The sequence below is a fragment of the Paenarthrobacter sp. C1 genome (assembly GCF_049315185.1).
Classification (GTDB): Bacteria; Actinomycetota; Actinomycetes; order Actinomycetales; family Micrococcaceae; genus Arthrobacter; species Arthrobacter nicotinovorans.
The window spans coordinates 1,505,927-1,530,801 of the sequence record NZ_CP186052.1 but is presented as its reverse complement, the minus strand read 5'-3'; the positions used below and the strand labels follow the sequence as shown (position 1 = coordinate 1,530,801).

Here is a 24,875-nt window from a genome sequence, read left to right as displayed (position 1 = left end):
TCACTGGCAGGGGTTTCCGGGAATTGTTGGGAATACTGCTCGTTGCGAACGTTTTGCGCATTATGCTCAATGCTTCAATGGATCTGGAGGAAAGGAGTGACGGTGCCCCGCAACAACAGAACCAGCATGCGCTTTTCCACCCAGACCCTCCTCCTCCAGCTCGGGGTGGTACTGCTGGTAGTCCTGCTCAGCGGCATCGTCCACGCCTGGCTGGTGTATGAACGGATCGGTGACGAAGCAGAAAACCAGGCCCTGACCCTGGCAAGGACAGTTGCCGCCGATCCCGACATCCGCGCGGACGTCCAGGCCATCAGCAAAGAAGAGGGCACCCCGCCGCCCGACGTCCTCGCCGCCGGCCCCCTCCAGAACGCCGCGGAAGCAGCCAGGGTCCGGACCGGCGCGCTGTTCGTCGTCATCACGGACGAAACCGGGCTGCGGCTCGCGCACCCGGACACCGCACGCCTCGGTGAACGGGTCAGCACCGATCCCTCAGTGGCCCTCGCCGGCGAAGAAATCACCACACGCAATACCGGCACACTGGGGCCTTCCGCCGGTGCCAAAGTGCCCGTCTACTCCCCCGACGCCCCGGGCACAATCGTGGGCGAAGTGAGCGTGGGATACTCCGTGGAGTCCCTGACAAAGAGCCTGGTGCGGGACATCGCGCCCATCGCCCTCACCGCCGGCGGCGCCCTGCTCGCCGGTGTCCTTGCCTCGTTCCTGCTCCGCCGCCGGCTCCAGCGGCTCACCCTCGGCTTGGAACCTGAAGAGATCAGCACCCTGGTCCATGACCAGGTTGCTGTGCTCCAGGGCGTGGATGATGGCGTGATCGGCATCGCGGCCGACGGCCGCATCTCGGTGTTCAATGCAGCCGCTGCCAGGCTCCTGGACATCCCTGATGCGACGGGCCAGGACTGGACCTCGGCCAACGTCCCGGAACAACTCAAGCAGCTCACGCTGCCGGCAGCGCGGGACGCCGAAGCCGTTGAAATCGTGGCCGGCGAACGGGTCCTCGTGGCAAGCGCACGCAAGGCGTGGCACCGGAAGGAAGACCTCGGCTGGGTGGTCATGCTGCGCGACCGCACCGAATTGCAGCAGCTGACCCGGCAACTGGATGCTGTAGGCACCATGTCCACCGCGCTCCGTGCCCAGCGCCACGAATTCGCCAACCAGCTGCACACCATCGCCGGATTCATGAGCATCGGCCAGTACGACTCCGCCAAGGAGTACCTGGCCAGGATTTCAGCCACCGGGCCATTGAAATTCCCGGTGGAGCAAGCCGAACTGTTGCAGGATCCCTACCTCCAGGCCTTCGTCGGCGCCAAGGGCGTGGAAGCTTCCGAACGCGGCGTCGCCCTGCGGATCGGCCCCGAAACCCTGGTGCGCGGGCACGTGGCAGACCCCCAGGACGTCACCACCGTGCTCGGCAACCTGATCGACAACGCAGTGAGCGCCGCCGTCGCCGGGTCTGCCGCGGAGCGCTGGGTGGACATCGAACTGCTGGACGAGCAAAGCCCCGGCGGCGGCGCGCTGCACATCGTGGTGGCGGACTCCGGCGACGGCTTGGGTGGCCTGGAACCCGAAGAGGTTTTCGCGGAGGGCTTCACGACGGCGGAGCAACCGTCACGTCCGGGGGCCGGACAGGGTTTGGGGCTCGCGCTGGTACGGCAGCTGGCGCGTCGGCGCGGCGGCGATGTCCGCGTCCTGGAACCGGGAACCGCAGGAGGCCCCGGTGCAGTGTTCATGGCCACCATCCCCGGAGTGATGGACGGCGCCGGATCCGGAACCACCGGATCCGGCTCAACGATGAGGGAGGACAACGGTGGCTGAGGACCTGAGGGTGCTGATCGTGGATGACGACTTCCACGTGGCACGGCTCCACGCTGCATACGTGGATTCAGTGGCGGGTTTCATGGCCCTGGCTCCGGCCGGATCTGTGTCCCAGGCACTCCAGGCGATCCACAGCCTGCGGCCGGACCTTGTGCTGCTGGATGTCTACCTGCCCGACGGATCCGGGCTGGATCTCCTGGGCCAACTGGACGTGGACGCCGTGATGCTCACCGCCGCTTCTGATGCCCAGTCCATCAAAGTGGCCTTCCGCAGGGGCGCTTTGGGGTACCTGCTCAAGCCATTTACTGCAGAGTCCTTATCGCAGCAGCTCAGGTCCTATGCCCGCTATCGCCGGATCCTGGGACAGCAGACCGCCATCGACCAGACCACCATTGAGCGGGCCAAGCGTTCCCTGATTCCCGGCGACGTCGCTCCTGCTGCTAAACCGCGGTCCGCCACCGAGGCTGCAGTCCTGGAATCCCTGCTCCCCGGCGAACAGTATTCCGCCGCGGAGGTCGCGGAACGGGTTGGCGTTTCCCGGGCCACAGCGCAAAGGTACCTGTCTTCTCTCGCGGACGACGGCGCCGTCGAGATCCAACTGCGGTACGGAACCACCGGCCGCCCGGAACACCGCTACGGCATTCCGGGCTGACCCGGCAGCCCACAAATCCGGTTTGCCGCGCTGCTACGCGGACTTCTGGGCCACCAGCTCGATCTCCACGAGCATTTCCGGATCCAGGAACGGCAGTACGTGGACCAGTGAGAGCGTCGGGCGAATCTCGCCGAAGACCTCGCCGTGCGCGCGGCCGGCATCTTCCCACTTGCTGATGTCCGTCAGGTACAGCTTGGACTGCACCACGTCTTCGTAGGAGAAACCGGCGTCTTCCAGGACCGTCCCCAGCTTTTCGAGGATGTACTTGGTCTGGGAGTAGAAGCCGTCGCCCACAATCGCCGGTTTGCCGTCCACGGTCCCGCTGGCAGCCGTCGCCGAAATGAAGAGGGTGTTGTCCACCTGGACTGCGCGGGAGTAGCCAAGGGTCTGCTCCCAGACCGAACCCGTACCGAATGTCTTGCGCATGTCGCGCCTTCCTGTCGTTGCGCCCGGCCCGGTGACCGGCGCTTCGAAGGAAACTTTATGACTGCCCGAGCTCGAGCCTGTAAACGAACAGTTTTATGTCGGTGCCGGGCACGAACCAGTCGCGATGCGGTGCGCGGTCAAAGCCGGTGCGGGCGTACAACGCGTTGGCGCTTTCCCAGGTGGCGCCCGTGGTCAAGGACACGGCGTTGATACCGTCCATGGCTTTGGCTTGGTCGACGACGGCCTGTACCAAGGCGCGCCCCGCGCCGGAGCGCTGGACAGCCGGATCCACCACAAGGGTGCGCAGTTCCAACTCGTCCTCAAGGCCGATGTCCGAGAAGCCCCCGCCGGCCGGAGCAGCCGTGACGGAGCCGATGACCTCGCCGTTGCGCTCAGCCACCAGGATATCTGCGTGCTCTGCGCGGCCGGCCACGTCCTGAAGCTTCTGCAGGTACGGGTGGTCGGCATCGCCGTAGTACCCCGCGGTGACGTAGGAGTCCTGCGTAATCCGGGCAACGGCGTCGTAGTCTTCGGGCAGGGCGGGACGGACGGTAATCGGCGAAAGCACCTACCAATGGTAGTCGCGCCCCACCCATCCAGGTCACCAAAGGCGGCTTTCCGTGATGGAACTATCACCTCTGGTCACAGCACGACGCCGGATGGCCGGCTTGCGCAGCCGTGTGGCGGAACCTCCCGCGGCGCCTTTCTGTTGCCTCCCGTGGCGTTCAATGCCGTTCCGTTGCGCCCGGTGAACCCCGGTTTCGCGCTGTTGCGGGCACATGTCGGGCTGCTGGCGGTGCTCTTCGCGGACGTGCTTATGTTGCCACACACCCGCCCCCACACCGTCCTGAACCGAGGAGAAACCATGACCCCGCCAGACCGCCAACTGCACCTCAACGCCTTCCTCATGAGCACCGGACACCATGAGGCCTCATGGCGCCTTCCGGAAAGCGACCCCTTTGCCTCGACCAAAATAGAGCACTACCAGCACCTTGCCCGTACCGCGGAACGGGGGAAGCTGGACTCCATCTTCTTCGCCGACTCGCCCGTCCTCTTCGGCGAGGTAGGCCGGCGGCCGGCCGGAAAACTCGAACCGACAGTACTCCTGACAGCCATCGCCACGGCCACGGAAAAGATCGGCCTCATCGCTACCGCCTCCACCACCTACAACGACCCCTTCAACCTCGCACGCCGTTTCGCCTCCGTGGACTGGGTCAGCGGCGGACGCGCGGGGTGGAACGTGGTGACCACGGCCGGCCCTGACGCGGCACGGAACTTCGGAGTGGACGACCAGCCCGCACACGCAGTCCGCTATGAACGGGCAGCCGAGTTCATCGAAGTGGCGCAAAAGCTCTGGGACAGCTGGGACGACGACGCCATTCTTGCCGACAAGGCCGACGGAGTGTGGGGCGACGACAAGAAGATCCGCGTCATTGACCACGAAGGCAAGCACTTCCGGGTCCGTGGACCCCTCAACGTCCCCCGGTCACCGCAGGGGCACCCACTGATTGTCCAGGCAGGATCCTCCGAAAACGGAAAGAACCTGGCGGCGCAGTATGCTGAAGCCGTCTTCACAGCACACCAGACGCTGGCAGATGCCCAGGACTTCTACTCGGACTTGAAGGCACGCACCGCGGCTACGGGACGCGATCCGGAGGGGATCAAGATCCTGCCCGGCATCGTCCCGGTGATCGGTTCCACCGAAGCCGAGGCCCTCAAGCTGGAGCGGGAGCTTGATCACCTGATCAAGCCCGAGTACGCGCGCGAGCAGCTTGCCCGGACACTGCGGCTTTCACCCGAGGACCTTCCCTTGGACCGGCCACTGCCGGCCGACCTGCCGTCGGAGGACGACATCGAAGGAGCCAAGAGCCGGTACACACTGATCGTCGAACTGGCCCGCCGGGAGCAACTGACCGTCAGGCAGTTGATTGCCCGGCTCGGTGGCGGCCGGGGCCACAGGACGTTCACCGGCACGCCGGAACAGGTTGCTGATGCCATCCAGGAGTGGTTCCATGCCGGCGCGGCTGACGGTTTCAACATCATGCCGCCGGTCCTGCCTTCCGGCCTGGAAGTTTTTGTTGACCAGGTGGTGCCGATCCTGCAGGAACGCGGTCTGTTCCGCACCGAGTACACGGCCTCCACGCTGCGCGGACATTACGGTCTGGAACGGCCCGTCAACCGCTACGCCGGGACGGCAGCGCAGGAGCTGACCTCCATCGGTTCGGCCTTCTAGTCCAGTCCATCTAGTCCAGTCCATCCGCTGCGGTGATCACCGCTTTGGCCAGCTCCACGATGGGCCCTCAAGCGCGCCGAGGCCCTTGATCCTGGTCTCGCCCATGTCCTTGTAGAGTTCGTGCTCGTGTGCCGACCCGCTGGCCCGGAGTGCCGTGAGCAGGGCTTCGGAGTGCGTCACCACGATCACCTGGCTGTAGGCGCTGGCCTGGACAATCAGTCCGGCCAGCGCCGGCATCAGGTCAACGTGGAGACTGGTCTCCGGTTCATTGAGCACCATGAGTTCCGGCGGCCGGGGAGTCAGCAAAGCGGCAGTCAGCAGAAGGAAACGCAGGGTTCCGTCGGAGAGCTCCGCGGCTTTCATGGGCCGGAGCATTCCGGGCTGTTTCAGCTCCACACTGAACCTGCCGTCATTGACCGCAATCTCCAGCCGGCTTCCGGGAAAGGCATGGTGCACGGCGGCGTCCAGTTTCTGCTCGAAACCCACCTCGCGGAGGGTCTGGAGCGCGGCCGCGAGGTCCTTGCCGCTGGGATGCAGCACAGGGGTGCGGGTCCCGATCTGGGCTTGTCGGGCCGGTGCGTCCGTGTCGGTCCGGAAATGATCATAGAAGCGCCATGAACGGACCGAGTCCCGTACCCGCAGTACCTCCGGTGCCCGGTCCTGGTCCGACACTTCCGTGAGCATGCTTTGGAAGGTATCCAGGCGGCGCGACAGCTCGGTCCATTGGCCCTCGGCGTCACGGAGCCTGGCCAGGCTTCCTTTACGGTCCACCAACAAGGAGCCAGGTCTGGCGACCGGCCCTGAGAATATCTGCTCCCGCTTGATTTCGGGATCGAGTCCGAACGCCGAAGGCCTCGGGCGGCCGGTTTCCTGGTCAAATCCGACGCCGCCGGGCACCGGCATGCCAAGATCCACCAGATAGCCGAATTCGTCCCCGGAATAGCCCAGTTTCAGGTTCACGGACTCCCGGCGGACAGTGCCTTGGACGGGAACTTCACCCCGGCGCATGGCGTCGCTGATGTTCTCCGGCCCTGCCCAGAGCGTCGATGACAAACCGCCATCCCTGGCCAGGGAGCCCACCACGTTTCCGGAGTCTCCCCCGGCGCATTCGGCCAACAACCGCAGGGCCCGGTACAGCGACGACTTGCCGCTGCCGTTGGCCCCGGTCACGACATCCAGGCCGTGAAGCTCGATGGCCAGATCCCGGATGGAGCGGTAGTTGGCGATGGCGAGTGTCTTGATCACGGGACGGTATTCCTCCGGGGAAGTCGGATCACAGGGAAACCCGGGTCAGGGCGAAATCCCGTCACAAGGGGAATTTGCCGGAAAGTTCCAAGGCACCGGCACACATCCACGCCGCCAGGCGATCCTCCGTGCTGGGCCCTCCATCCAGCGGACTCCTCAGTCTGGGCCGGCGAACCCAGCACCCCGCTTCTTCTGCGATCAACGCACCCGCGGCAAAGTCGTGTTCGTTCAAGCCACGCTCACCGTAGGCATCGAAGGTCCCGTCTGCCACCAGGCAAAGATCCAACGCCGCGGAGCCCAGGCGGCGCACATCCGCGAACCCCTCCATGAGCTCAGCCAGACCTGCCGACTGATCGGCCCTGGTCAGGGGATCGTAGCTGAAACCGGTGGCCAGGATCAGCCCTGTCCGGCCCGGCACGGGCCCCGACAAGGAGATGGTTTGCCCTCCGGTTTCCAGTTGCGCTCCCTGACCCCGGGCTGCTGAGTACACGCGTCCCACGGCAGGTGCGTGAACGACGCCGGCCAGCCATACGCCGTCGGAATCCGCCACGGCAACCGAGGTGGCGTAGTAGACAATGTTCCGGATGAAGTTGGTGGTCCCGTCCAGCGGGTCGATGGACCATCGGTAGCGGGAAGGCTCCGCGGGACGCGTGGTTCCGTGCTCCTCCCCCGTGATGGTGTCATCGGGCCGTTCGGACAGGATCGCCTCGCGGACCGCATTCTCCGCCGCCACGTCGAAGGCGGTGACCCAGTCGCCGGCCTCGCCCTTGTTGGTGGTCTCCAGGCCGTGGCCTGCCGTACCGCTGACCGAGCGCCCGGCCAGCACGGCAGCCCCTGCGGCCGCAGCGCGCTTGGCAACGGCCAGTAACTCTGTGGTGTCCGTCATTCTGTTTCAGCCTCCGCCGCTGTGGCTTCAGGGTCTGCTTCGGCTTGGGGCTCTGCTTCGGTCTTGGCCGGTCCGTTGGCCAACAGCTCACGGAATCCGTCCTCATCCAACACCGGAATACCCAGTTGCTCGGCCTTGTCCAGTTTGGTGCCAGCACTCTCGCCGGCCACCAGGTAGCTGGTGTTTTTGGAAACGGATCCGGAGGCCTTGCCGCCGCGGATAATGATGGCTTCCTTGGCCTCATCCCGGCTGAAATTGGGCAGGGTTCCGGTGACGACGACAGTGAGTCCCTCAAGGGTCCGCGGCATTGAGGTATCCCGCTCGTCCTCCATCCGCACTCCGGCTGCAGCCCAGCTGTCCACGATGTCGTTGTGCCAGTCCACAGCGAACCATTCCTTGAGTGCCGCCGCGATGGTAGGGCCTACGCCGTCAACATGGGCAATCTGCTCCTCAGTGGCGCTGCGGATGGCGTCCATGCTGCCAAAGGCGGTGGCCAGGGCCCGGGATGCCGTAGGACCTACGTGCCTGATGGACAGAGCCACCAGCACGCGCCACAGTGGCTGCTTCTTGGCCTTCTCCAGCTCAACGAAGAGCTTCTCCGTGGTGGCTGTGGGCTTCGACGGCGACTTGGCTGTTCCCTTGGTGTAGAAGTACGGAACGAGCTCGTATTCACCGGTTCCCACACCCTTGGAACGCTTTTCACGACGGATCTTCACGTCCGCCAGGGCTTCACGGGTCAGGCTGAACAAGCCGGCCTCGCTCGTCAGGGGCGGGGTCTCGGGCTCTGCCGGCTGGGTGAGTGCGATGGCGGCTTCCCAGCCCAGGGCTTCGATGTCGAAAGCACCGCGGCCGGCCAGGTGGAACACGCGCTCACGGAGTTGGGAAGGGCAGGACTTGGCGTTGGGGCAACGGATGTCCACGTCGCTTTCCTTCGCCGGTGCCAACGGAGTGCCACAGGACGGGCACTCGGTGGGCATCACGAATTCGCGCACCGGAGGATCCTGCTTGTCGCGCAGTGCCAGCACGGGCCCCACGATTTCCGGGATGACATCGCCGGCTTTGCGGAGGATCACGATGTCGCCGATCATGACGCCCTTGGCCTTGACCACATCCTGGTTGTGCAGGGTGGCCATCCCCACCGTGGAGCCGGCCACTTTCACGGGTTCCATCAATCCGAAAGGAGTCACGCGTCCTGTGCGCCCAACGTTGACCGCGATGTCCAGGAGCTTGGTGTGCACTTCCTCCGGCGGGTACTTGTACGCTGCGGCCCATCTGGGGACTCGGGAGGTGTACCCGAGGGCGCGCTGGGTGGCGAAGTCGTCGATCTTGACCACAATGCCGTCGATCTCATGCTGAAGGTCGTGACGGTGCGTTCCGTAATGGGCGATGAACTCCAGCACTTCCTCAAAGGAGCCGAGCACTTTGAGGTAGGGGCTGACCGGGAGACCCCACCGCTCCAGCAGCTTGTAGGTCCCGGACTGGCTCTTCGCTTCCAGACCTTCGCGCGCACCGATGCCGTGCACGTACATGCTCAGGGGTCGCTTGGCTGTCTCGGCCGGGTCCTTCTGGCGCAATGAACCGGCCGCGGCGTTGCGCGGATTGGCGAGGGGCGCCTTGCCCGCGGCCACGAGTGTCTCGTTGAACTCCACGAACGCTTTGGAGGGAATGAACACCTCCCCACGGATTTCCACTTCCGAGGGGAATCCGGAGCCACTGAGTTCCCGCGGGATCTCCTTGATGGTGAGCACGTTATGGGTGATGTCTTCACCGGTGGTGCCATCGCCACGTGTAGCGGCACGGACCAGTTTGCCGTCCCGGTACAGCAGGTTCACGGCGAGCCCGTCGATCTTCAACTCCGTCAACCACTCAATGGGTGGAACGCTTTCCCCGAGTTTCGCCACGGAAGCCTCGGCCTTCCGGACCCAGGCCTCAAGCTCTTCCAGGGAAAAGACGTCATCCAAGCTGTACATGCGCTGCAGGTGTTCCACGGCAGCGAACGCCGAGGAGACTTCCCCGCCCACTTCCTGGGTGGGGGAATCATTGGTGACGAGTTCCGGGTGGAGAGCTTCGAGTTCCTCGAGGCGACGGTAGAGTTCGTCGAACTCCGCATCGGAAACCGTGGGCGAGTCCTCCTGGTAATACGCATACCGGTACTTGCGGACGAGGTCTGCCAATTGCTCATGCTCGTCCCGCAAGGACTCCGCGGGCGGTGTTCCCTCCCCCTCCACGGCAACAGCCGGGGAGTGGTCACCTGTGGTTTCTACCGGATTCGCAGTTTCTGGTGTGCTCACAGGTCTATCTTGCCGCAAGCCACCGACATTCAAGCCCAACGGCCTCCTAGCTGCGGTTTTCCGGCGGCATGGCAATCTGCAGCTTGCGGACCTTTCCTCGACCCACGATGTACCCGCGGCCCGGGATGAAATCCTTGCTGATGCGGCCCAGGGAAGTGTTCAGGAGCGTGTCCCCTTCCACGTCCCCCGGGTTGAGCAGGAGGCCCCTGCGTCCGGACTTGAATGGCTGCGCCAAAGACCAGGCCTGGGACCAGGTGGACGTTTCGGACTCGCCAACCACCCATTGGTCTGCCTTGATGGCAGCGGTGACCAGCCGGCCAACCCCGGATTCGGCCAATGTGTCCGTGAACTCGGTCAGGCCCTCAATGAAGATGGCCATGCTGCCCGGGTTGTCGGAAGCCTTGTCGACGAGGTCGTCGATGACGTCGGAGACCTCATCGGCTCCTACCAGCGACCGGCTCCAGATGTTCAACGATGCCACCGCCGAGCGGCGCGAGCCGATGTAGATAAGGTCGGTGCGTGGGTTGGAGCGCCGCAGGGCGTAGGCCAACGTGACCAGCGCGACCGTCCGGCCCGAGCCGGGAGGGCCTGCCAGCAGGAGCGAGCCCTTGGCGGCGATAGCCGCTGAACCCAGCGTTTCGTCGTCGACACCAATAACGGGGTTGTCCGGAGCGCCGATGGGCAGGATATCCAGATCCACAAGCTCCGGTAGGCGCTGGATCTGGGGTGCCTGCTCGAGGCCCTGGCGAACCATTGCCTGGCTCAGTTTGGACACTTCACGGGCCTGCAGAGCCAGGTTCGAGTTGCCGCCCAACACGGCCAGCTGGACTTCGAGGCCGTCCAGCAGTCCACGGCCCGGAGGTGAGGCAGCGTTCAGGACATCCTTGGGGACGTCCAAGGTCATATAGTCGTCCTCAGAACTGAGCCGCAGCACCAGTCGCTTCTGGATGGAGGCAAGCAACGACGCCGGAACGGAATTGGTGCGGTCACCGCTGACGACGAGGTGGATGCCCAGGGGACGGCCATCGGTTGCCAGGGTCAGGAAGATATCCCACAGCGCGGAGAGGTTGCTGTACTCATAGCTTTCCCGGAAAGAGGACATACCGTCCACCAGGATGAAGATGCGCTTCTCCTCCGGCCGGTTCGCCAATTGGCGGTATTCAACAATGGTGGAGGCCCTGACTTCGGCGAACCTCGCTGCCCGGTCGTCGGCTACTTCCTTGAGCCACCGCAAGAGGCGCCCTACACGCTCGACGTCGTCACCATTGATGATCTCGCCAACATGGGGAAGGCCGTCGAGCATTTTCAGGCCCGAGGAGCCACAGTCGATCCCATAGACGTGTACCGGTCCGCCACGGGGAGTTACCGCTGCCGCAATCGCGATACCCCGCAACGCTGCCGACTTGCCGGATCCACCCGTACCGTAGACGGCCATGTTGCCGTCCTTGTCCGGTTCGTAGAACACGGTGGGCTGGTCCTGGTGCGCGGGGTCATCGGCAACGCCCAACAGGAGCCGCTCATCGGTGCGCGGATTTGGGAGCTTGGAGAAATCGTAGGTTGTGGCGAGCTCGTTGAGCCACGGTTTCCGTGGCGGGGCAATGGACAGGACATCGGCTGCCCGGATGATGTTTCCCGTCATCCGCGCGATGTCGTTCGGGCCGGCAGGTTCTTCTTCCACCTGGGCTTCCAGCGGCGGCTCCCACACAGGCCCGGACCCGAAGGCCATCTCCACGATGTCGATCCTGGGACGCTGCGGTTTCTCGGTGGTCCAGCCACCGGCATATCCGGTCTGGAACCCCTGAATGCGCCCCGGTCCCGTCTTCGCGGCACCACGGCCGGGAATGGACGGATCAAAATACGCGGCCGTGGGGACGCCCAGAATGTCCACGGCGTCCACTTCGTCAGCCATGCGCAGCGCGACACGGAGGTTGGTGTTGGCACGCAGGTTGTCCTTGATGACACCGGCGGGGCGCTGCGTAGCAAGGATGAGGTGCAGGCCCAGGGACCGTCCACGGGCCGCCACATCCACCACCCCGTCAACGAACTCGGGAACTTCGGTGGCGAGGGCCGCGAACTCATCGACAATGATGATCAGATACGGCGGAGCCTCCGGATCGGCCTCGCGTTGCAGAGCCAGCAGGTCCTTGGCCTTCTTGCGGTTCAGGAGGCGTTCCCGGTAATGCAGCTCGGCCCGCAAGGAAGTCAGTGCCCGGCGAACCAGGTGCGGGGACAAGTCCGTTACCAGGCCCACCGTGTGGGGCAAGTGCAGGCAGTCGGCGAAAGCCGCACCGCCCTTATAGTCGACGAAGAGGAAGCTGACGCGGTCCGGGCTGTACGCGGCCGCCATGCCCATGACCCATGACTGCAGGAACTCGGACTTGCCGGCACCGGTGGTTCCACCCACCAGCGCGTGCGGGCCCTCGTTCTTCAGGTCCAGGTAGAACGGTTCCACGCCCTTGGATCCCACGAGGGCACGGAGGCTTCCGTTGTCCTTACGGTTGGGAACGGCCGTGGCGTGTACTGAGTTGTTTTCCTGCCACCGCTCGGCGACGGCCTGCGGGTTGTCCATCAGCTCCTTGCCGATCAACGTGGCGTAGGAGACAGCGCGCGGGAGGTCGGAGTCGTCCTCAAGCGGGTTGCCCACGTCCACCAGCGGCGACATCATGCGCGCCAGCTGCGTGGCGAGATCGGCGTCGAGGCTTTCACAGCTCACCGGGTAGGTGTGCCGGCCCAGGCGGACCTGGCCCGTAGTGGTGCCGTGGTCGCCGTCGACGGACAGGAAGTCGCGGCACGCGGCCGGAAGGGACTGCACATTTGCCGCCACCCACATGACGTGCACACCGTAGTCCGGACCCCGTTCAACCAGCCTGGTCAGGCGGCCGCGGTCCACGGGAGCGTCATCCTCCACGATCACCAGCACGGCGGGCACTACGGGTGACGGGATTTCCTGGTTCTCGTCCTTGAGGCCCGGACGCGGCTGGGGGCCCGGTTCCTTGGACAGGGACTCGCGCTCTTCCACGAGGTTTTCCAGGCGGGACAACAGGGCAGCGCCCGCGCCAGGGCCGGCCGCAAGGTGGTCACCCGAAAGGGGGCTGTGGCCTGAACCGACATGCGGGAGCCATTGCAACCAATCCCAGCGCTCACGCGAACGCGGCGACGTCAAGGCGGTCAGGACCACCTCGGCAGGCGAATGGAGGGCCACCAACTGGAGCACCATACCCCGGGCTACGTCATCAACCACACTGCGGTCCCCCGCAACGCCGAAGGAACCGGAAGTGCGCAGCTGTGACACGATCGGCACGCCCTCGATGACGCGCACCTGCTGCAGGCACTCCTGGATTTCGCGCATGTACTGCGGCTCTGTCTCGTTGGCGGCAGGCTCATCGAAGGGAATGCGCGAAGGCGCGGAGCCCAAACCGAAACGGACGCCCAGGAAGTGCTGGTGCTCGGGACGGTTGGTCCACAGCAAGGGCCCGAGCTTGTAGATCGCGTCCACGGTATCGCTCACCGAGGGCGCTTCCTGGAGCCGGACGGCGCGCTCAATGTTCTGTTGCTTGTCGATGTCCTCGCGGAATGCCAGCATGGCGGCCTTGAACTGCTTGTGGCCTTCCTTCGCCTGGCGCTTGCCCTGCATCTTGTGATCCACGTAGTGGCCCACAATGAACAGCGGCATCATCGCCATGAAGAGCACCGACAGGAGGTTCTGGGTTACCGCGAAGAGCACGCCGCCCATCAGCAGCGGAGCAACCAGCATGATGTACGGGAACGGCTGGTGTTCCGGGCGTTTGGGACCAGCTGGTGGAACCCGCTTGGGCGATTCAAACCGAGGCAGCACCCGCGGCGAGCGATTGAAATCCACCAGTGGCGACGACGGGCCGCCACCGTGGTTCCGGGAGAGGGAGACGACGCCCACCGTAGTGTCGCCCAGCGTCACGGTGTCCGATGATGCGAGCGTGGCCCGCGTTACCGGCAGGCCGTCCATGAGGAGACCGTTGGCGGAGTTCGTGTCCACGATCTCCACCGTCTCCCCCACGGTGATGCGCGCATGGCGCTTGGAGGTGAGCGGGTCGGAGAGCCGGATGTCGGCGTCCCGGTCCCGGCCGATGTAGCTGGTGCCGAACGGCAGCGAAAATTCGCGTCCGACGTCGGGCCCTGACATGACACGCAACGTCGCCGCGGCTGGGCCCCTGTTGGTGCCGTGGCCGTTGGAGGCGAATTCCTCACTGACGTGCGCCAGCGAAACCTTGGAACCCGGGCGAAGGCCCGATTCCAGGAGGTTCTCCGTGGGCCTGAGGACATGACCGGACAAGCCACCGCCGACGAACGCTTCGTCCACGCTGATGGACAGGTTCGACGGCGGTTCGGTGCCCTTGCGTGCGGGGTCGGCAGCCCACAGCTCGGTAGCGATGTCGGCCACGGTGGCGCGGCCGTCCACGGTTACGGCGAGGTCCTTTGCTTCCGCAGGGTCACGCCGCAATGTCAGGCGGAACTTCATCCTTCGTCGACCTCGCTCATTTTCTCAAGAAGATGCAGGTCAGCCGGCGTCACCAGATGGGACGTCACGGCATGCTCCACCAGGCGCGCCCGGCGGTTGGTGGCCAATTTGCCGGCTCCACCGCGAAGACCCACGACGCCAACGCGGTCGAGCTTGTCGCACACATTGTCCAGCTTGCGGTTGAAACGGGTCAGGGCCCAGCCCAGGCGTTTGGCGGCCTCCGCAGAAGACGGTATGGCGCTGAAACCGGTACCCTCCCGGCGAAGCATCGGCTCGGCGAGGGCCACGATGAGTGCTTTTTGTGAATCGGTGAAGACCACGGGGCCAATGGTGGTGTCCCCGGCTTGGTCTTCCTCGCGTGCCTCGTGCCGGAAAGACGGCGTCTTCAGGTGTACCGCAAACTCGTAGGTGGTGGGGCCCGCGGTGAAAATGACGTTGGTGTGGCTGAACACCAACGGGATCCTGGCACCCGGTGCCAGCCATGCCTGCATGCCTCCGGAGCCATCCGCGATCGTGGCCGACAGCATGCTGCCAACGTTGCTCAGCCACCAGATTCCGTCGTAACGGGCAATCTGCAGGAAGCGGCGATGCAGGTACGGGTTGTCGTCTACTTCCAGGTCACCTTCGCGGCCGATGTCAAAGACGTCCTCGTCGGATGGTTCGTACCATTCCCCACAGAAATCTATTGCTAGATCCCCCATGATCTGTGCCTCCTTGCTGGACAACGTGTTTCTGTCATGAGCCGTCTATTTCTCCACACAGGCAATGGACTCAGGGCCGCCCGGCGATGCCGAACCATCCGCCCGGACCATGATGACCTGGATGCAGAGGGGCCGCTCGGCGTGGCCCGTGATGATGGCGTAAAGTTCGGACGTCGATTCGTAGGTGCCCTCGGACTTCGCGGATTTGAGTCGCCACTTGAAAGTGTCCGTCACCTTCCAGTCAGGGCTGTCCCAGCGAAAAACCACCAAGGGCGTCGTTGAGGTGCCCCCGCTTTGGATCTCGTAAGTGATGTCCGTAACCTCGGGAACCCCACCATCGCCTATCGGGTCCGCCGGCGGCTTGCTGGCCGCCTCTGTGGGTGCCACCTTCGGCTGCGCCTGGGCGCCCAGCACCACTCCGACCACGATCGCCACAACCAGCACCGCCGCGCCCGTTGCAGCAAGCCACAAGTTTCGTTTGCTGTGGTCCGCAGCCGGCGCTTCATTGCCGGTGTCCTGGGATGCCTGCGACGCGGAGCGACTGACAGTATCGTCAACGATGTCCTGCCTGCCCGAGGGTTGCCAGCCGCGAAGGACGGTGGACTCCGAAGAATCGGGCTCGTCCAAGACCGGCTGGGCCGTGTGGAATCGCGGCGGCGCTGTCTGTTGGGCAGCAGCTGCTGCCTGCTGGGCAGAGCCTTGGGACAGGGTCGGCCGTGCTGCCGGTTGCGGGGCTGTTTGCGGCGGGTTGTTCCCGGGAACAGTCGAAGGAAAAGTTCGGGCAGGGAAGGTCGGTGCAGAGCCTGTCGTGGCTGTGCCCGACGCGTCCGGGTCGATCGACGCGATGCTCCGGACCCGGGTTTCCTCGAAGTTGTCATCCGGGTGCTGCTCATCGCCGTGACCTGGTTCTTCGAGCACTTCGAAGGGCGTCACGGACAGGTTCAGCTCGGTCTGGATCCGCTGCAACGCCAAAGCGAAGGCGTGCGCTGAGGAGTAGCGGGAGCCTGGGGACTTCGCCATGGCGGTGGCCAGCACAAGTTCCAACGATTCCGGAACGTCGGCGCGGCCCAGCCTGGGAAGGGGCGCGTTGGTGATGCGCGAGATCAGTTCCCGCTGCGAGTTGTCCTGTCCCGGAAGCACGAAGGGTGACCGGCCCGCCAGCAACGTGTAGAGCGTGGCCCCCAGGGCCCAGATGTCCACGGGAACGCCCTCCACGGCACCACCACGGAACTGCTCGGGCGGCGACCATGGAATGGACATGCCGGCGTCGTCCTCGGCATCGGCACCGATGGTGCCTGAGATGCCGAAGTCCGTGAGGGCCGGACGGTTGTAGTCGGTGACCAGGATGTTGGCCGGCTTGATGTCACGGTGCACGATTCCGGCCCTGTGGGCGGTCTCGACGGCGGACGCAACCTGGATGCCGACGGCAAGGACCTCGTCCACGCTGAAGCGCTGCCGCCGGTAGCGCACGTCAAGGCTGGGCCGGGAGCAGTACTCCATGGCCAGATACGAGTGGCCGCTCTCGGTGATCTCCGCTTCGAAAATCGTCACGATGTAGGGGTGCGAGGACAGCTGCGCCATCAGGTTCGCCTCGGACTCGAAGCGGCGGCGTGCCCCTTCCGTCTTGAGGTCTGACAGCAGCACCTTGACCGCTACCTTACGGCGCGGCCTGTCCTGCTCGTAAAGGTAAACATCGGAAAAGCCACCGGAGCCAAGCAAGCTGATGTACTTGAACCCCGGGATGGGCGGAGGCGGCGCGGGGGGCCTCTTGGAACTCAAAGAATCTCCTCGAAACGCAATGAAATGTCGTCGCCGAGTTCGGCGATATCGCCATCCAGCAGGATGGCCATCTCGTTTTGGGCAAGCCGTCGGGGCGCTTGGCCCTCGCGGATAAGCACGGTGCCGTTGGTCGCCTTCAGGTCGCACAGCATCACGTGCCAGCCTTCAAGGCGGACCTCGACGTGGGAGCGTGAGATGTCCCCGCCAGGGCTCTCCACCTGGACCAGCCGTGGCATGGTGCCGCCCTGGACGCGCGAAACCGAGGGTTGGCGGCCGATGATGAGCGACTGATCGAGGTCGATCAGTTCCCCGGTGGAAAGCCGCATGCGTCCCAGACGGGGCCGCGGGACATGGACAGCATCCCCGGAGACGGGAACTCCGCACACCGAGCACAGCGGATAGGTGGGCGGGTTGGCATGTCCCTGGGAGCAGACCCTGGCCAGCACACTGGGACCGTTGACGGCCGGCGTCGCACCGGACGCGGCGGCAGCCTCCCCGTCATCGGCCGCGGGCAGGCTGCTCTTCATGATTGTCTGACCGTCGTGGTCCGAGTCCTCGTCCACCGGGCCGCTGGTAGGCGCGGGTGTCCAGGCTGCAGGCACCTGTGGGGCGGGAGCAGCCACCGGCGCCGAAGTAGCGCTGCGCAGCCACGGCACCGAATCAATCAGTCCACCGGCCGGCGCCGCGCCGGCGGACTGACCGGCCACCGGCGCAGTTGCCTGCACGGGTGGGATAACCAACGGTTGGGGTGAAAGCGGTTCAGGTGAAAGCGGTTCCGGGCCAGCCGGGTCCGGGACGGTTCCTTCCGGCTCCGACGGCGGTTGCGGAGCCGACGGCGGTTGCGGAGCCGACGGCGGTTGCGGAGCCGACGGCGGTTGCGGGCCAAGTGCCTGGCCCGCAGGAGTGTCGTGGTCATCAGAGTCGCTCTGCAGACGGACTGCGGCGTCTTCGATGGTGCGCATCACCGTCTTGTCCCACAAATGGTCATAGTTCGTGGTGTTCTCCAGCGAGGGACCCACGGGATCAGTCGTGCTGGTGTGGACCGGGACTTCCGAATCGTCCACGGCACCGTCTTCGCCGGACCGGTCCGGAGCGGGGAGTTCTTCATCGCCGGAACGGACTTCAGCTTCTTTGGCCTCAGCAGCAATGTACCCCGCAGGCTCTTCCTGTCCAGCGGGCTCCCCCACTTCAGGCTCCCCCACTGCGAGCCCGGCCTGCTCCGTGTCTTCCTGTCCGCTGTCCCCGTCCTCGACGGCCTTCGTTTCAGGTGCGGCCGGGACAGGGCCCTCGATGGCGTGGGCTTGGCCCGGTGCAATCGTCAGCCCGAGGTCGGCTTCCTGGTAGCCGACCATGGTTTCGTCGGAAACAGACGCGACGTGCGCGTTCGGCATCACGTGGGTTTCGGGCGCCATGTTTTGTTCGGGAGCTGTGTCTTGTTCCGGCGCTATGTCGCTTTCCGGCGCTGTGTCTTGTTCCGTCACCATGGGCGCTTCCGGCACGGGATCCGCCGCTGGAGGGGCCGAACCGGCGGCTTCCAGGGAAGCCAACAGCACCACGCCGTCCTTGACGGGGAGGGAGTCCAAAAGCGGCCGGTCCATCCCGGCGGCAGCCGGCGCACCGATGTAGACGTTGAAGGAGGACGCACCGACAATGCGGCGCTCCGTCCAGGTGGTGACGTCACGGCCTGTGAGATGTTCTTGGCGCCCGTCCAGATGCACTGCCAATTCGAGGTCGCCACGGAGGAACACCCGCAGCGCGTCCTTGGAATCAATGATGCCGAACGGCGGGATACGGCTAAGCGAGACACCAAAAGCCCCGGTGACTTCGTTCAGTACTTCATGGGCCTCGGGTGAGGATTCCAGCAGCTCCCAGACAGTGTCGATCAAGGCATGGGGTGTTTCCGGCCCAAGAAGGACAACGGTTCCATTGCGAACAACACCAAACCATTCGCCCTGCTGGTACCGCGTGTGGGAGAGGAGATTACTGCTTGCCATCGCTGCCTTCCTCTTGGTCGTTTTGCCCGGTGCCGTTTACCCAGGCCTTGGGAAGGGTGTCCTCCTCCACCTCGGACCCGACTTCCGGGCGGGGCGCCGTAATGGCGATACCGGCGTCGTTCAGTACGTTCTTGGCGTCAACCACAATCACTGTGACGTTGTCCCGACCACCGCTCCGCAGCGCTGCCTGGATAAGTGCGTCCACCGCGTCCTGCGGGTGGGCGACCGTGCTGAGGATGCGGAACATGTGGTCATCGCTGAGTTCGCCGTTGAGTCCGTCCGAGCAGACCATGATCCGGTCGCCCTCCTGGATGGGTAGCAACCAGAAGTCGGCCTCCGTCTCATCGCCGGTTCCCAGTGCGCGCGTCACAACGTGCCGGCGGGGATGAACGGCCGCCTGCTCGGAGGTGATATCGCCCGAGTCCACAAGCTCCTGGACTTCCGAGTGGTCCACGCTGATCTGGGCGAATTCGCCCTGGCTGAGCCTGTAGGTCCGGGAATCACCGATATTCATGACCAGCCAGTACGGAAGGCCCATCTGCTCCACCACAACCACACCCGAAAGCGTGGTGCCGGCGCGGGCACCCGTGGCGTCGCGGATGGCGGCGTCGGCCTTCAACAGGCAAGCCTGCAGATCCGCCGCTGACGCCGTGCGGACCCCGGAAGCCAACTCGGGAGCGCTGCCCAGGGTGCGCACGCACATGCCACTGGCTATCTCGCCTGCCTCGTGCCCGCCCATTCCGTCCGCGACGGCGAAGACCGGGTCCGCGGCGATGAACGAATCCTCATTCAGCTCGCGACGAAGTCCGCGGTCGGTTCCGTATCCGTAGCTAAGACGGAATGAGGTACCGCCTGCGGCTGGGCCGGCGTCGGCGTTGGCGGGAGTGGCCGGCTGTGAATTCATGCTTGTCCTAGGTGGAAGGAGCGGTCCCCGAAATGGACTGTGGAACCGGGGCGGACGAAGACAGCTTCGCCCGGTTGGAGCCTGGTTTGGATGCCGTCGGGGGTGGTGACGGCACTGCCGTTGGTTGAATTGCGGTCCGTTACCCACACGCCGTCGCCGTCCACCCGGAGATGAAGATGGGTTTTGGAGATGGACCTGCCGGGATCGGACACCGGCAGGAGCTGCTCAACGTTTTCCCCGGGCTGGGCAGCGGGATTGCGGCCCAGCAGGACAGTTCCGCCGAGCTGGACATCCTGGCCGTCATCCACCCGTATCCGCAGGACTGCCTGGGCGCGGGCTGTGCCGGGACGCATCTGGGTGCGTTCGACGTCGTCGTCGGGGTGGGCGGCCGCAGCCGGCTGCGGAACGACCGGAGCCGCATGGGACGCGGCGGCCTGCTGGGGGGCAAGCTGCACCTGTGGCGTGACAGGAACCTGGCGAGGCGGGGTCGGTGGACGCCACTGGTTGGGATCATGCGAGGGCTGCACGGCCGGTGCAACGGACGACGCCGGAGCGGCCTGGGCGGTCGGGGTCACCGGCGCGGTCGCCTGGGTTGGGTGAGCCTGCGCCGGGGCCGGGGCCCGCCCGGACGGCACGGGGGAAGCAACCGGTTGGACCGGGGGAAGGTCCATGGGAGCGAAGCTGTAGGGACCTTGGATGCCGCCCGAGATTACCGGATTCCGGCCGGCGTTGACATCGAACACCAAGGACTTTGCCGCTTTGTCATGCCAGCCGCGCAACTTGCCGTTTTTGTCCCAGGCGTTGGAGACCACCACCAGGATGGCCCATACAACACCGAGCACCATCAGCGGGAGCGCGATCCACGCGACAAGCCCCAGCAGGCCGAGGGCCGACAGGATGACTGCAGCCAAGGACCCCACAACGAGAAGGCCACCAGTCACGATGCCGCGAACGAAAACCGCCCCAGCACCCGGTGCGTAGCCGTCCGCGTCGGCGCTGCGGATGCCCATGAGCTGGTTGCCGATGGTGTTGCCCGACTTTGCCTCCACCCCCAGCAGAACGAACGTGTAGATCACGGTGACTGCGAGGCCGATGCTGCCAAGAAGAACCAGCAGGCCGGTGTCGTAGACAATAAAGCCATTCCGGCGCGTCTGGGTGATGCCGGCGATGCCGATGGCAAATGTCGTGGCCAGGACGGCGACGGGACCCAACCAGTCCAAGGCTGCCGCGCCCATCCGTTTCCCGGCGGAAGCGGGTACGAGGTCGAGCTTGGTGGTCATGGTGGTCCCTCCCCCTGGCCCCTGCAGTCTGTCCGGTTCGGCACTTGTCCCCGGAAGCACCGGCGATACTGGCGCCGACACTACGGAGATACTACCGGGATCGGCCACGCCCTGCCGGGCGGCGGACTCCAGGGCCGCCCTTTGGGCATGGTTGATGTTGCCTTCTTTACGGGCGCCCCGGTTGTTCAGCGGCGATCCGCATTGGTTGCAGAACGCCGCCCCCGGACGGACAGCGTGACGGCAGGCCGGGCACAGTTCAACGTCACTGCTCATCCGTGGTGTCCTTCGTGAATGGCAGTTTCAAACGCCGCCCGCCGGGATTGGAAGGGTCTTGTTTCCGACGGCGGAGGGCCGCCCTGCCGTCGGACAACAACGAGCGCGGAGAGAACCGTGCCTGCTGCCGCTTCCAGAATCCGACGCTTCCAGTGATATCGGTCAGGGACGAGTCGACGATCTCCCAGTACTCCTTGACCTCCGACTCGCTCGGCTGGCCGGCACCGAACACCGCGGCGTCGGCGCGGTGCGCAAGCACGGTAGTGGTGTTGCCGGCTGTGGGGAAAGCGTCCGCAATCACCGAGGCAGACTCGCGCCTGGTGGACTTGGTGTCGATCGATGCACCCATGTCGGTGACAAGGCTCAATACCTCGCTCCATCCTGCGCCAACCCGCTGGGCCGGGTGGCCATCACGGAAACGTGCCTTTCGGCGTCGAGACTTCAACAGGAGGATCAACAGCAGCGGGATAGCCAGGATCCCCAAAGGAATCAGGGCAACACCGATCGCAGCCAGCAGTGGTCCCCAGAACAACCAGGGGTTGTTCTTCTTCTCGTCCGCGTCCAGGGCGTCGGGAGTGGAGTCCGGCGGCAGGTCCGCGGGCTCCTGCGGCGGCGGTGGCGGCTGCAGTACCTGGGGCTTCGGCTTTGACTTGTTCTGCGGATCCGGCGGGATGGGCACGTTGTCCTTGGGCGGTGTGGGATCGAAGGAGACCCAGCCAACGCGGTCAAAGGCCACCTCTACCCAGGCGTGGACATCCTTGCCCGTGATCTTGACATCGCCGGCGCCGTTTTCGGGGCTCTTGGGATCCGGGTAGAAACCCATTACAACGCGCGAAGGAATGCCCAAATGGCGGAGCATGAGGGACATGGATACTGCGTACTGCTCGTCATCGCCCAGCATCTGCTTGGCGGAGAGCATGTTGCGGATGCGGGCCGCGCTGTGGCCCGGAAGGCTGGGCAGCTGCCCCTCTGCCACCAGGCCGTTGCTGAAGGCACCACTCTTCTGGAAGTGGGCCTCGATCTGCCGGACACGGTCGATCGCTGTGGGTGCATCCGCGGACAATTCGTTGGCCTGCGAGGCAACGATCGGGGGAACTTCCTCAGCGTCGGGCAATGTGAGCTTCGCAAAGTCGTACTGGGTGAGCTGTCCATGCTCCAAAGTGCCGGGATCGGAAACCTGGACCGTGTAATTCTCACCCTTGCCCAGTCCCTTGGTGGTCACCGCAGTATCAGTGCCCGCATTGAAGTAGAGCCCCGATGCCGCGCCGGAGGTGTCCGCGAAGCTCATCCCGGTGGTGTGGCGGCCGCCCGGGACAAAGTAACCCTGGTAGTCCTCCACCGTGATGTCCAGAGTGTAGTTGGTGCCTTCCACCGGGCTCCCGGAATCAGCCAGCGTGTTCAGCGACTTGGCGTCGCCAACTTTGCTGAAGTTCCCGGAACTGTTCGGATCCATGGTGTAGTTCAGGCCGTTGAACGCATCCAGCGCTGCCAGCCGTACACGGGCGTCCTTTGGCAAGCCCTTGACCGTGAAGAGCGTGGTGTCCTTTTCGTCCTTGACGAAGCTCCGGAAGCTCGCCAGTGGAGTGATGTAATCACGGGGGTCGAACGGCGGGACGATCGTGTTCCGCAGCACCTTGCGGTCGTCGCTGGCGGTCACCAGGGGTGATGCGATGGCCGTTACGCCCACGGCCACGGCGATGACCGCGGCTGCAGTCCCCAGGCGGCGGAGCTGGCCGCGGCGGGCCGCACCGGCGTCGGAATCCGGCCTGTTGGCTGAGACGGTCCGGGTACTGCGCTGGCGGAGGACATCGCGGCGGAACGTCGCCCAGACGATCGAAACTATGGTCAAGGACACGCCGCGCTCCACGTTCAGGAAGCCCGAGCTGGTGCTGAAGGCGATGCCCGTGACGAACAGGACCAGAACCGGCAGCAACGGCCAGTAGGGGCTTTTCAGCCGCCAGGTCAGCAGCCCTGCCGCCAAGGCCATGAGCAGCGAGCTCAGGAACGGCACGATCAACGTGCCGTTGGCTGTTCCGACCGGAACGCCGACCGTGAGCATGTCCTTCCACGAGAACACAATGCCCAACAGGAGCGTTCGCAGGGAATCGAAGCTTGGCAGGAATCCGAGAACCGCGGAATCCGGCACGGCAAGCGCCGAACCGAACACCATGTAGGCGCCAAAGGCCAAAGCTGTTGTGATGAGGAGACCGAGCCGGAGATGGGCATTCAGGACGGCAACGCCGAGCCCGAGGATCACCCCGCCCAAACCAGCGACGAGGAAGCGTGCGTCCCCACCGAAGCTCAGCGTGAAGCCAAGAACGCCGAGGAACAGCAGCACTGTCAGGGCGACGCAGTCCACGAAGAAGTGCCACAATGGCCGGTCGTCGGCAAAGACAGATCCGCCTGCGGCTCGTGCCTTGGCCCGGGCACCGGACTTAGCCTGCTTTTCCGCACGCGGACGGACGCGGAGGTTGGGCGCGGTGCTCATGCTGCCGCCTTTCGAAGGACAATGGCGAGATCGTCCAGGTCGCCCACAGTGAGGACCGTCAAGTCCGCGATGTTGGCCCTCGACGGCGCGGCGCCGGGTTGGACGCGGACGGCAAGGCTGCGGACTCCCGGTGGGACGGACGCTGAGGCCGAACGCAATTGCGTGGCCGTGACATGGCTGCCGACCACGAAGAACACCACGGAAGCATTCGGGACGGTATCGGAGAGGGTCCGGGCAAGATCGACGGCGGTCTTCCGCATGGGTGCCCCGACAATCCTGGTCATGTCGTCCAGGAGGTTGCGGCCGGTTTCGCAGCGGAGCGGCCCCTTCTGGGTCAGGACGTCCAGGTCCCGCTGTTCACTGATGGCTTGGCGGCCGATGGAGGCCGCCACCGAAATGGCCATTTCGAATTCCGCTTCGGTGTCGTACTCGTCGGTGTTGATGGACAGGGAAATGGCCAGGTGTGCCCGGCGCGTCTCCTCGAACTGGCGGACCATGAGTTTGTTGGTGCGGGCCGTGGTCTTCCAGTGGATGTGTCTCCGGTCATCGCCCGGCACATAGTCGCGCAGGGCATGGAAGGAGACGTCGGCGCTGGAAAGTTCCGTGGTGGGCATGCCTTCGAGGTCGCGGATGAACCCGGCAGCGGAACCCCCGAGCGCCACAGTCCTCGGGTGCACGAACAGATCAACCGGTTCGGTCCAGAGCACGCGGCGGCGCAGCAGGTGGAGAGGGTCGGCGCGAACGGAGCGCACCGGTCCGACCACGATCACCGCACGGCGGGCCGTGGGAATAGTGAAGAGATCCTCGTGGACCTGGGCCGGCTTCATCCGCGGCAGGTGGAAGACGGCCGTGTTGGCTCCCACGGGAAGTTCCAGCGCGGCAGGCAGCAACGGGCGTGTGGAGACATTGGAAACGGCAATGCTCCCCACGGCGTCGTCACCCACCGCGACACGGGTGCGGGCAAGGTCCAGGACCACGCCGTACGCCGAGCGGCCCACAATGAAGCCAACGGCCAGCACGAAGAGCAGGAAGGCCACCAAGGCCGCGGACTTGGCTTCCTGCCAGCCCCAGGACTGGCCTGCCCACCAGAGCCCGATCGCCGCCGCGAGCACCACCCAGCCGAGCAGGCTGACAACGGAGAGTGCCGGCCAGACAAAGCGCAGCCATAGGGCACGGACTTTCTCCCAGGCCGGCGCGAGGAACTCCCCTGCCGTGCCAGCAGCCTCGGCCCACACAGCGGCGGGGTGCAGTTTCCTGGTTTTTCCGGACGTGCTTCGGCTGCCAGGGCGGTTGCCCGCTTCTTTGCCGGAGCCACGCAGGGAGCGCATCGTGCCGCCAACTGCTGACGTGGCGCGCTTAAGCGAATCAGCAGCCCTGGTCAGGGGTTTGCTGGAGGACATG

Annotated in this window: 16 protein-coding genes; 3 read left to right on the top strand and 13 right to left on the bottom strand. The window is 65.1% G+C overall.

Annotation, left to right across the window (positions count from 1 at the left end; genetic code table 11):
* Positions 1–126: 126 nt before the first annotated feature.
* Both ACNAOU_RS07235 and ACNAOU_RS07230 read left to right on the top strand, forming a co-directional pair.
* Entirely contained in the window at positions 127–1,827 is a 1,701-nt protein-coding gene (locus tag ACNAOU_RS07235) for an ATP-binding protein (RefSeq protein WP_422758358.1), read from the top strand.
* Positions 1,820–2,479 carry a response regulator gene (locus ACNAOU_RS07230; protein WP_018777420.1) on the top strand — a complete coding sequence of 220 codons (660 nt, stop codon included), beginning with the start codon at positions 1,820–1,822 and terminating at the stop codon, positions 2,477–2,479. The genes ACNAOU_RS07235 and ACNAOU_RS07230 overlap by 8 nt, the downstream gene beginning before the upstream one ends.
* Before the next feature lie 33 nt (positions 2,480–2,512).
* Here ACNAOU_RS07230 and ACNAOU_RS07225 read toward each other — a convergent pair whose 3' ends face one another.
* Both ACNAOU_RS07225 and ACNAOU_RS07220 read right to left on the bottom strand, forming a co-directional pair.
* Positions 2,513–2,905: a RidA family protein gene (locus ACNAOU_RS07225; RefSeq protein WP_018777419.1), complete on the bottom strand. Its 393-nt coding sequence runs from the start codon at positions 2,903–2,905 to the stop codon at positions 2,513–2,515.
* Between the two features lie 55 nt (positions 2,906–2,960).
* Positions 2,961–3,473 carry a GNAT family N-acetyltransferase gene (locus ACNAOU_RS07220; RefSeq protein WP_055975024.1) on the bottom strand — a complete coding sequence of 171 codons (513 nt, stop codon included), beginning with the start codon at positions 3,471–3,473 and terminating at the stop codon, positions 2,961–2,963.
* A 297-nt stretch (positions 3,474–3,770) separates the two neighbouring features.
* On the opposite strand from ACNAOU_RS07220, the gene ACNAOU_RS07215 reads away from it, so the two are divergent.
* On the top strand, positions 3,771–5,138 hold the full coding sequence (locus ACNAOU_RS07215; RefSeq protein WP_189075845.1) for an LLM class flavin-dependent oxidoreductase: 1,368 nt from the start codon (positions 3,771–3,773) through the stop codon (positions 5,136–5,138).
* 36 nt (positions 5,139–5,174) lie between these two features.
* Here ACNAOU_RS07215 and ACNAOU_RS07210 read toward each other — a convergent pair whose 3' ends face one another.
* The 11 genes from ACNAOU_RS07210 to ACNAOU_RS07160 form a co-directional block, all read right to left on the bottom strand.
* The gene (locus ACNAOU_RS07210; RefSeq protein WP_110504513.1) at positions 5,175–6,383 is read right to left on the bottom strand and encodes an AAA family ATPase; all 1,209 of its coding nucleotides are present in this window, start codon (positions 6,381–6,383) and stop codon (positions 5,175–5,177) included.
* 61 nt (positions 6,384–6,444) lie between these two features.
* Complete coding sequence (locus ACNAOU_RS07205) at positions 6,445–7,269, bottom strand: inositol monophosphatase family protein (RefSeq protein WP_413305981.1); 825 nt, start codon at positions 7,267–7,269, stop codon at positions 6,445–6,447.
* Positions 7,266–9,560 carry an NAD-dependent DNA ligase LigA gene (gene ligA, locus ACNAOU_RS07200; protein WP_422758357.1) on the bottom strand — a complete coding sequence of 765 codons (2,295 nt, stop codon included), beginning with the start codon at positions 9,558–9,560 and terminating at the stop codon, positions 7,266–7,268. The genes ACNAOU_RS07205 and ligA overlap by 4 nt, the downstream gene beginning before the upstream one ends.
* Before the next feature lie 46 nt (positions 9,561–9,606).
* Complete coding sequence (locus tag ACNAOU_RS07195; protein ID WP_018777413.1) at positions 9,607–14,055, bottom strand: FtsK/SpoIIIE domain-containing protein; 4,449 nt, start codon at positions 14,053–14,055, stop codon at positions 9,607–9,609.
* The gene (locus tag ACNAOU_RS07190; protein ID WP_018777412.1) at positions 14,052–14,756 is read right to left on the bottom strand and encodes a hypothetical protein; all 705 of its coding nucleotides are present in this window, start codon (positions 14,754–14,756) and stop codon (positions 14,052–14,054) included. Before ACNAOU_RS07190 ends, ACNAOU_RS07195 begins: the two co-directional genes overlap by 4 nt.
* Before the next feature lie 45 nt (positions 14,757–14,801).
* Positions 14,802–16,535, bottom strand: coding sequence for a serine/threonine-protein kinase (locus tag ACNAOU_RS07185; protein WP_018777411.1), 1,734 nt, complete (start codon positions 16,533–16,535; stop codon positions 14,802–14,804).
* Positions 16,532–18,529, bottom strand: coding sequence for a hypothetical protein (locus ACNAOU_RS07180; protein WP_422758356.1), 1,998 nt, complete (start codon positions 18,527–18,529; stop codon positions 16,532–16,534). The genes ACNAOU_RS07185 and ACNAOU_RS07180 overlap by 4 nt, the downstream gene beginning before the upstream one ends.
* A complete protein-coding gene (locus ACNAOU_RS07175) occupies positions 18,516–19,433 on the bottom strand; it encodes a PP2C family protein-serine/threonine phosphatase (RefSeq protein ID WP_055975011.1) in 918 nt (305 codons plus the stop codon). Before ACNAOU_RS07175 ends, ACNAOU_RS07180 begins: the two co-directional genes overlap by 14 nt.
* Entirely contained in the window at positions 19,430–20,986 is a 1,557-nt protein-coding gene (locus tag ACNAOU_RS07170) for an RDD family protein (RefSeq protein WP_018777408.1), read from the bottom strand. Before ACNAOU_RS07170 ends, ACNAOU_RS07175 begins: the two co-directional genes overlap by 4 nt.
* Entirely contained in the window at positions 20,976–23,474 is a 2,499-nt protein-coding gene (locus ACNAOU_RS07165) for a transglutaminase-like domain-containing protein (RefSeq protein WP_422758355.1), read from the bottom strand. Before ACNAOU_RS07165 ends, ACNAOU_RS07170 begins: the two co-directional genes overlap by 11 nt.
* A complete protein-coding gene (locus ACNAOU_RS07160) occupies positions 23,471–24,874 on the bottom strand; it encodes a DUF58 domain-containing protein (protein WP_018777406.1) in 1,404 nt (467 codons plus the stop codon). Before ACNAOU_RS07160 ends, ACNAOU_RS07165 begins: the two co-directional genes overlap by 4 nt.
* Position 24,875: the final 1 nt, after the last annotated feature.

Bases quoted from the DNA above. Each gene is read 5' to 3' on its own strand.
- ACNAOU_RS07235 (WP_422758358.1), top strand. From the start codon at position 127: ATGCGCTTTTCCACCCAGACCCTCCTCCTCCAGCTCGGGGTGGTACTG.
- ACNAOU_RS07225 (WP_018777419.1), bottom strand. From the start codon at position 2,905: ATGCGCAAGACATTCGGTACGGGTTCGGTCTGGGAGCAGACCCTTGGC.
- ACNAOU_RS07215 (WP_189075845.1), top strand. From the start codon at position 3,771: ATGACCCCGCCAGACCGCCAACTGCACCTCAACGCCTTCCTCATGAGC.
- ACNAOU_RS07205 (WP_413305981.1), bottom strand. From the start codon at position 7,269: ATGACGGACACCACAGAGTTACTGGCCGTTGCCAAGCGCGCTGCGGCC.
- ACNAOU_RS07195 (WP_018777413.1), bottom strand. From the start codon at position 14,055: ATGAAGTTCCGCCTGACATTGCGGCGTGACCCTGCGGAAGCAAAGGAC.
- ACNAOU_RS07190 (WP_018777412.1), bottom strand. From the start codon at position 14,756: ATGGGGGATCTAGCAATAGATTTCTGTGGGGAATGGTACGAACCATCC.
- ACNAOU_RS07180 (WP_422758356.1), bottom strand. From the start codon at position 18,529: ATGGCAAGCAGTAATCTCCTCTCCCACACGCGGTACCAGCAGGGCGAA.
- ACNAOU_RS07175 (WP_055975011.1), bottom strand. From the start codon at position 19,433: ATGAATTCACAGCCGGCCACTCCCGCCAACGCCGACGCCGGCCCAGCC.
- ACNAOU_RS07170 (WP_018777408.1), bottom strand. From the start codon at position 20,986: ATGAGCAGTGACGTTGAACTGTGCCCGGCCTGCCGTCACGCTGTCCGT.
- ACNAOU_RS07165 (WP_422758355.1), bottom strand. From the start codon at position 23,474: ATGAGCACCGCGCCCAACCTCCGCGTCCGTCCGCGTGCGGAAAAGCAG.
- ACNAOU_RS07160 (WP_018777406.1), bottom strand. From the start codon at position 24,874: ATGTCCTCCAGCAAACCCCTGACCAGGGCTGCTGATTCGCTTAAGCGC.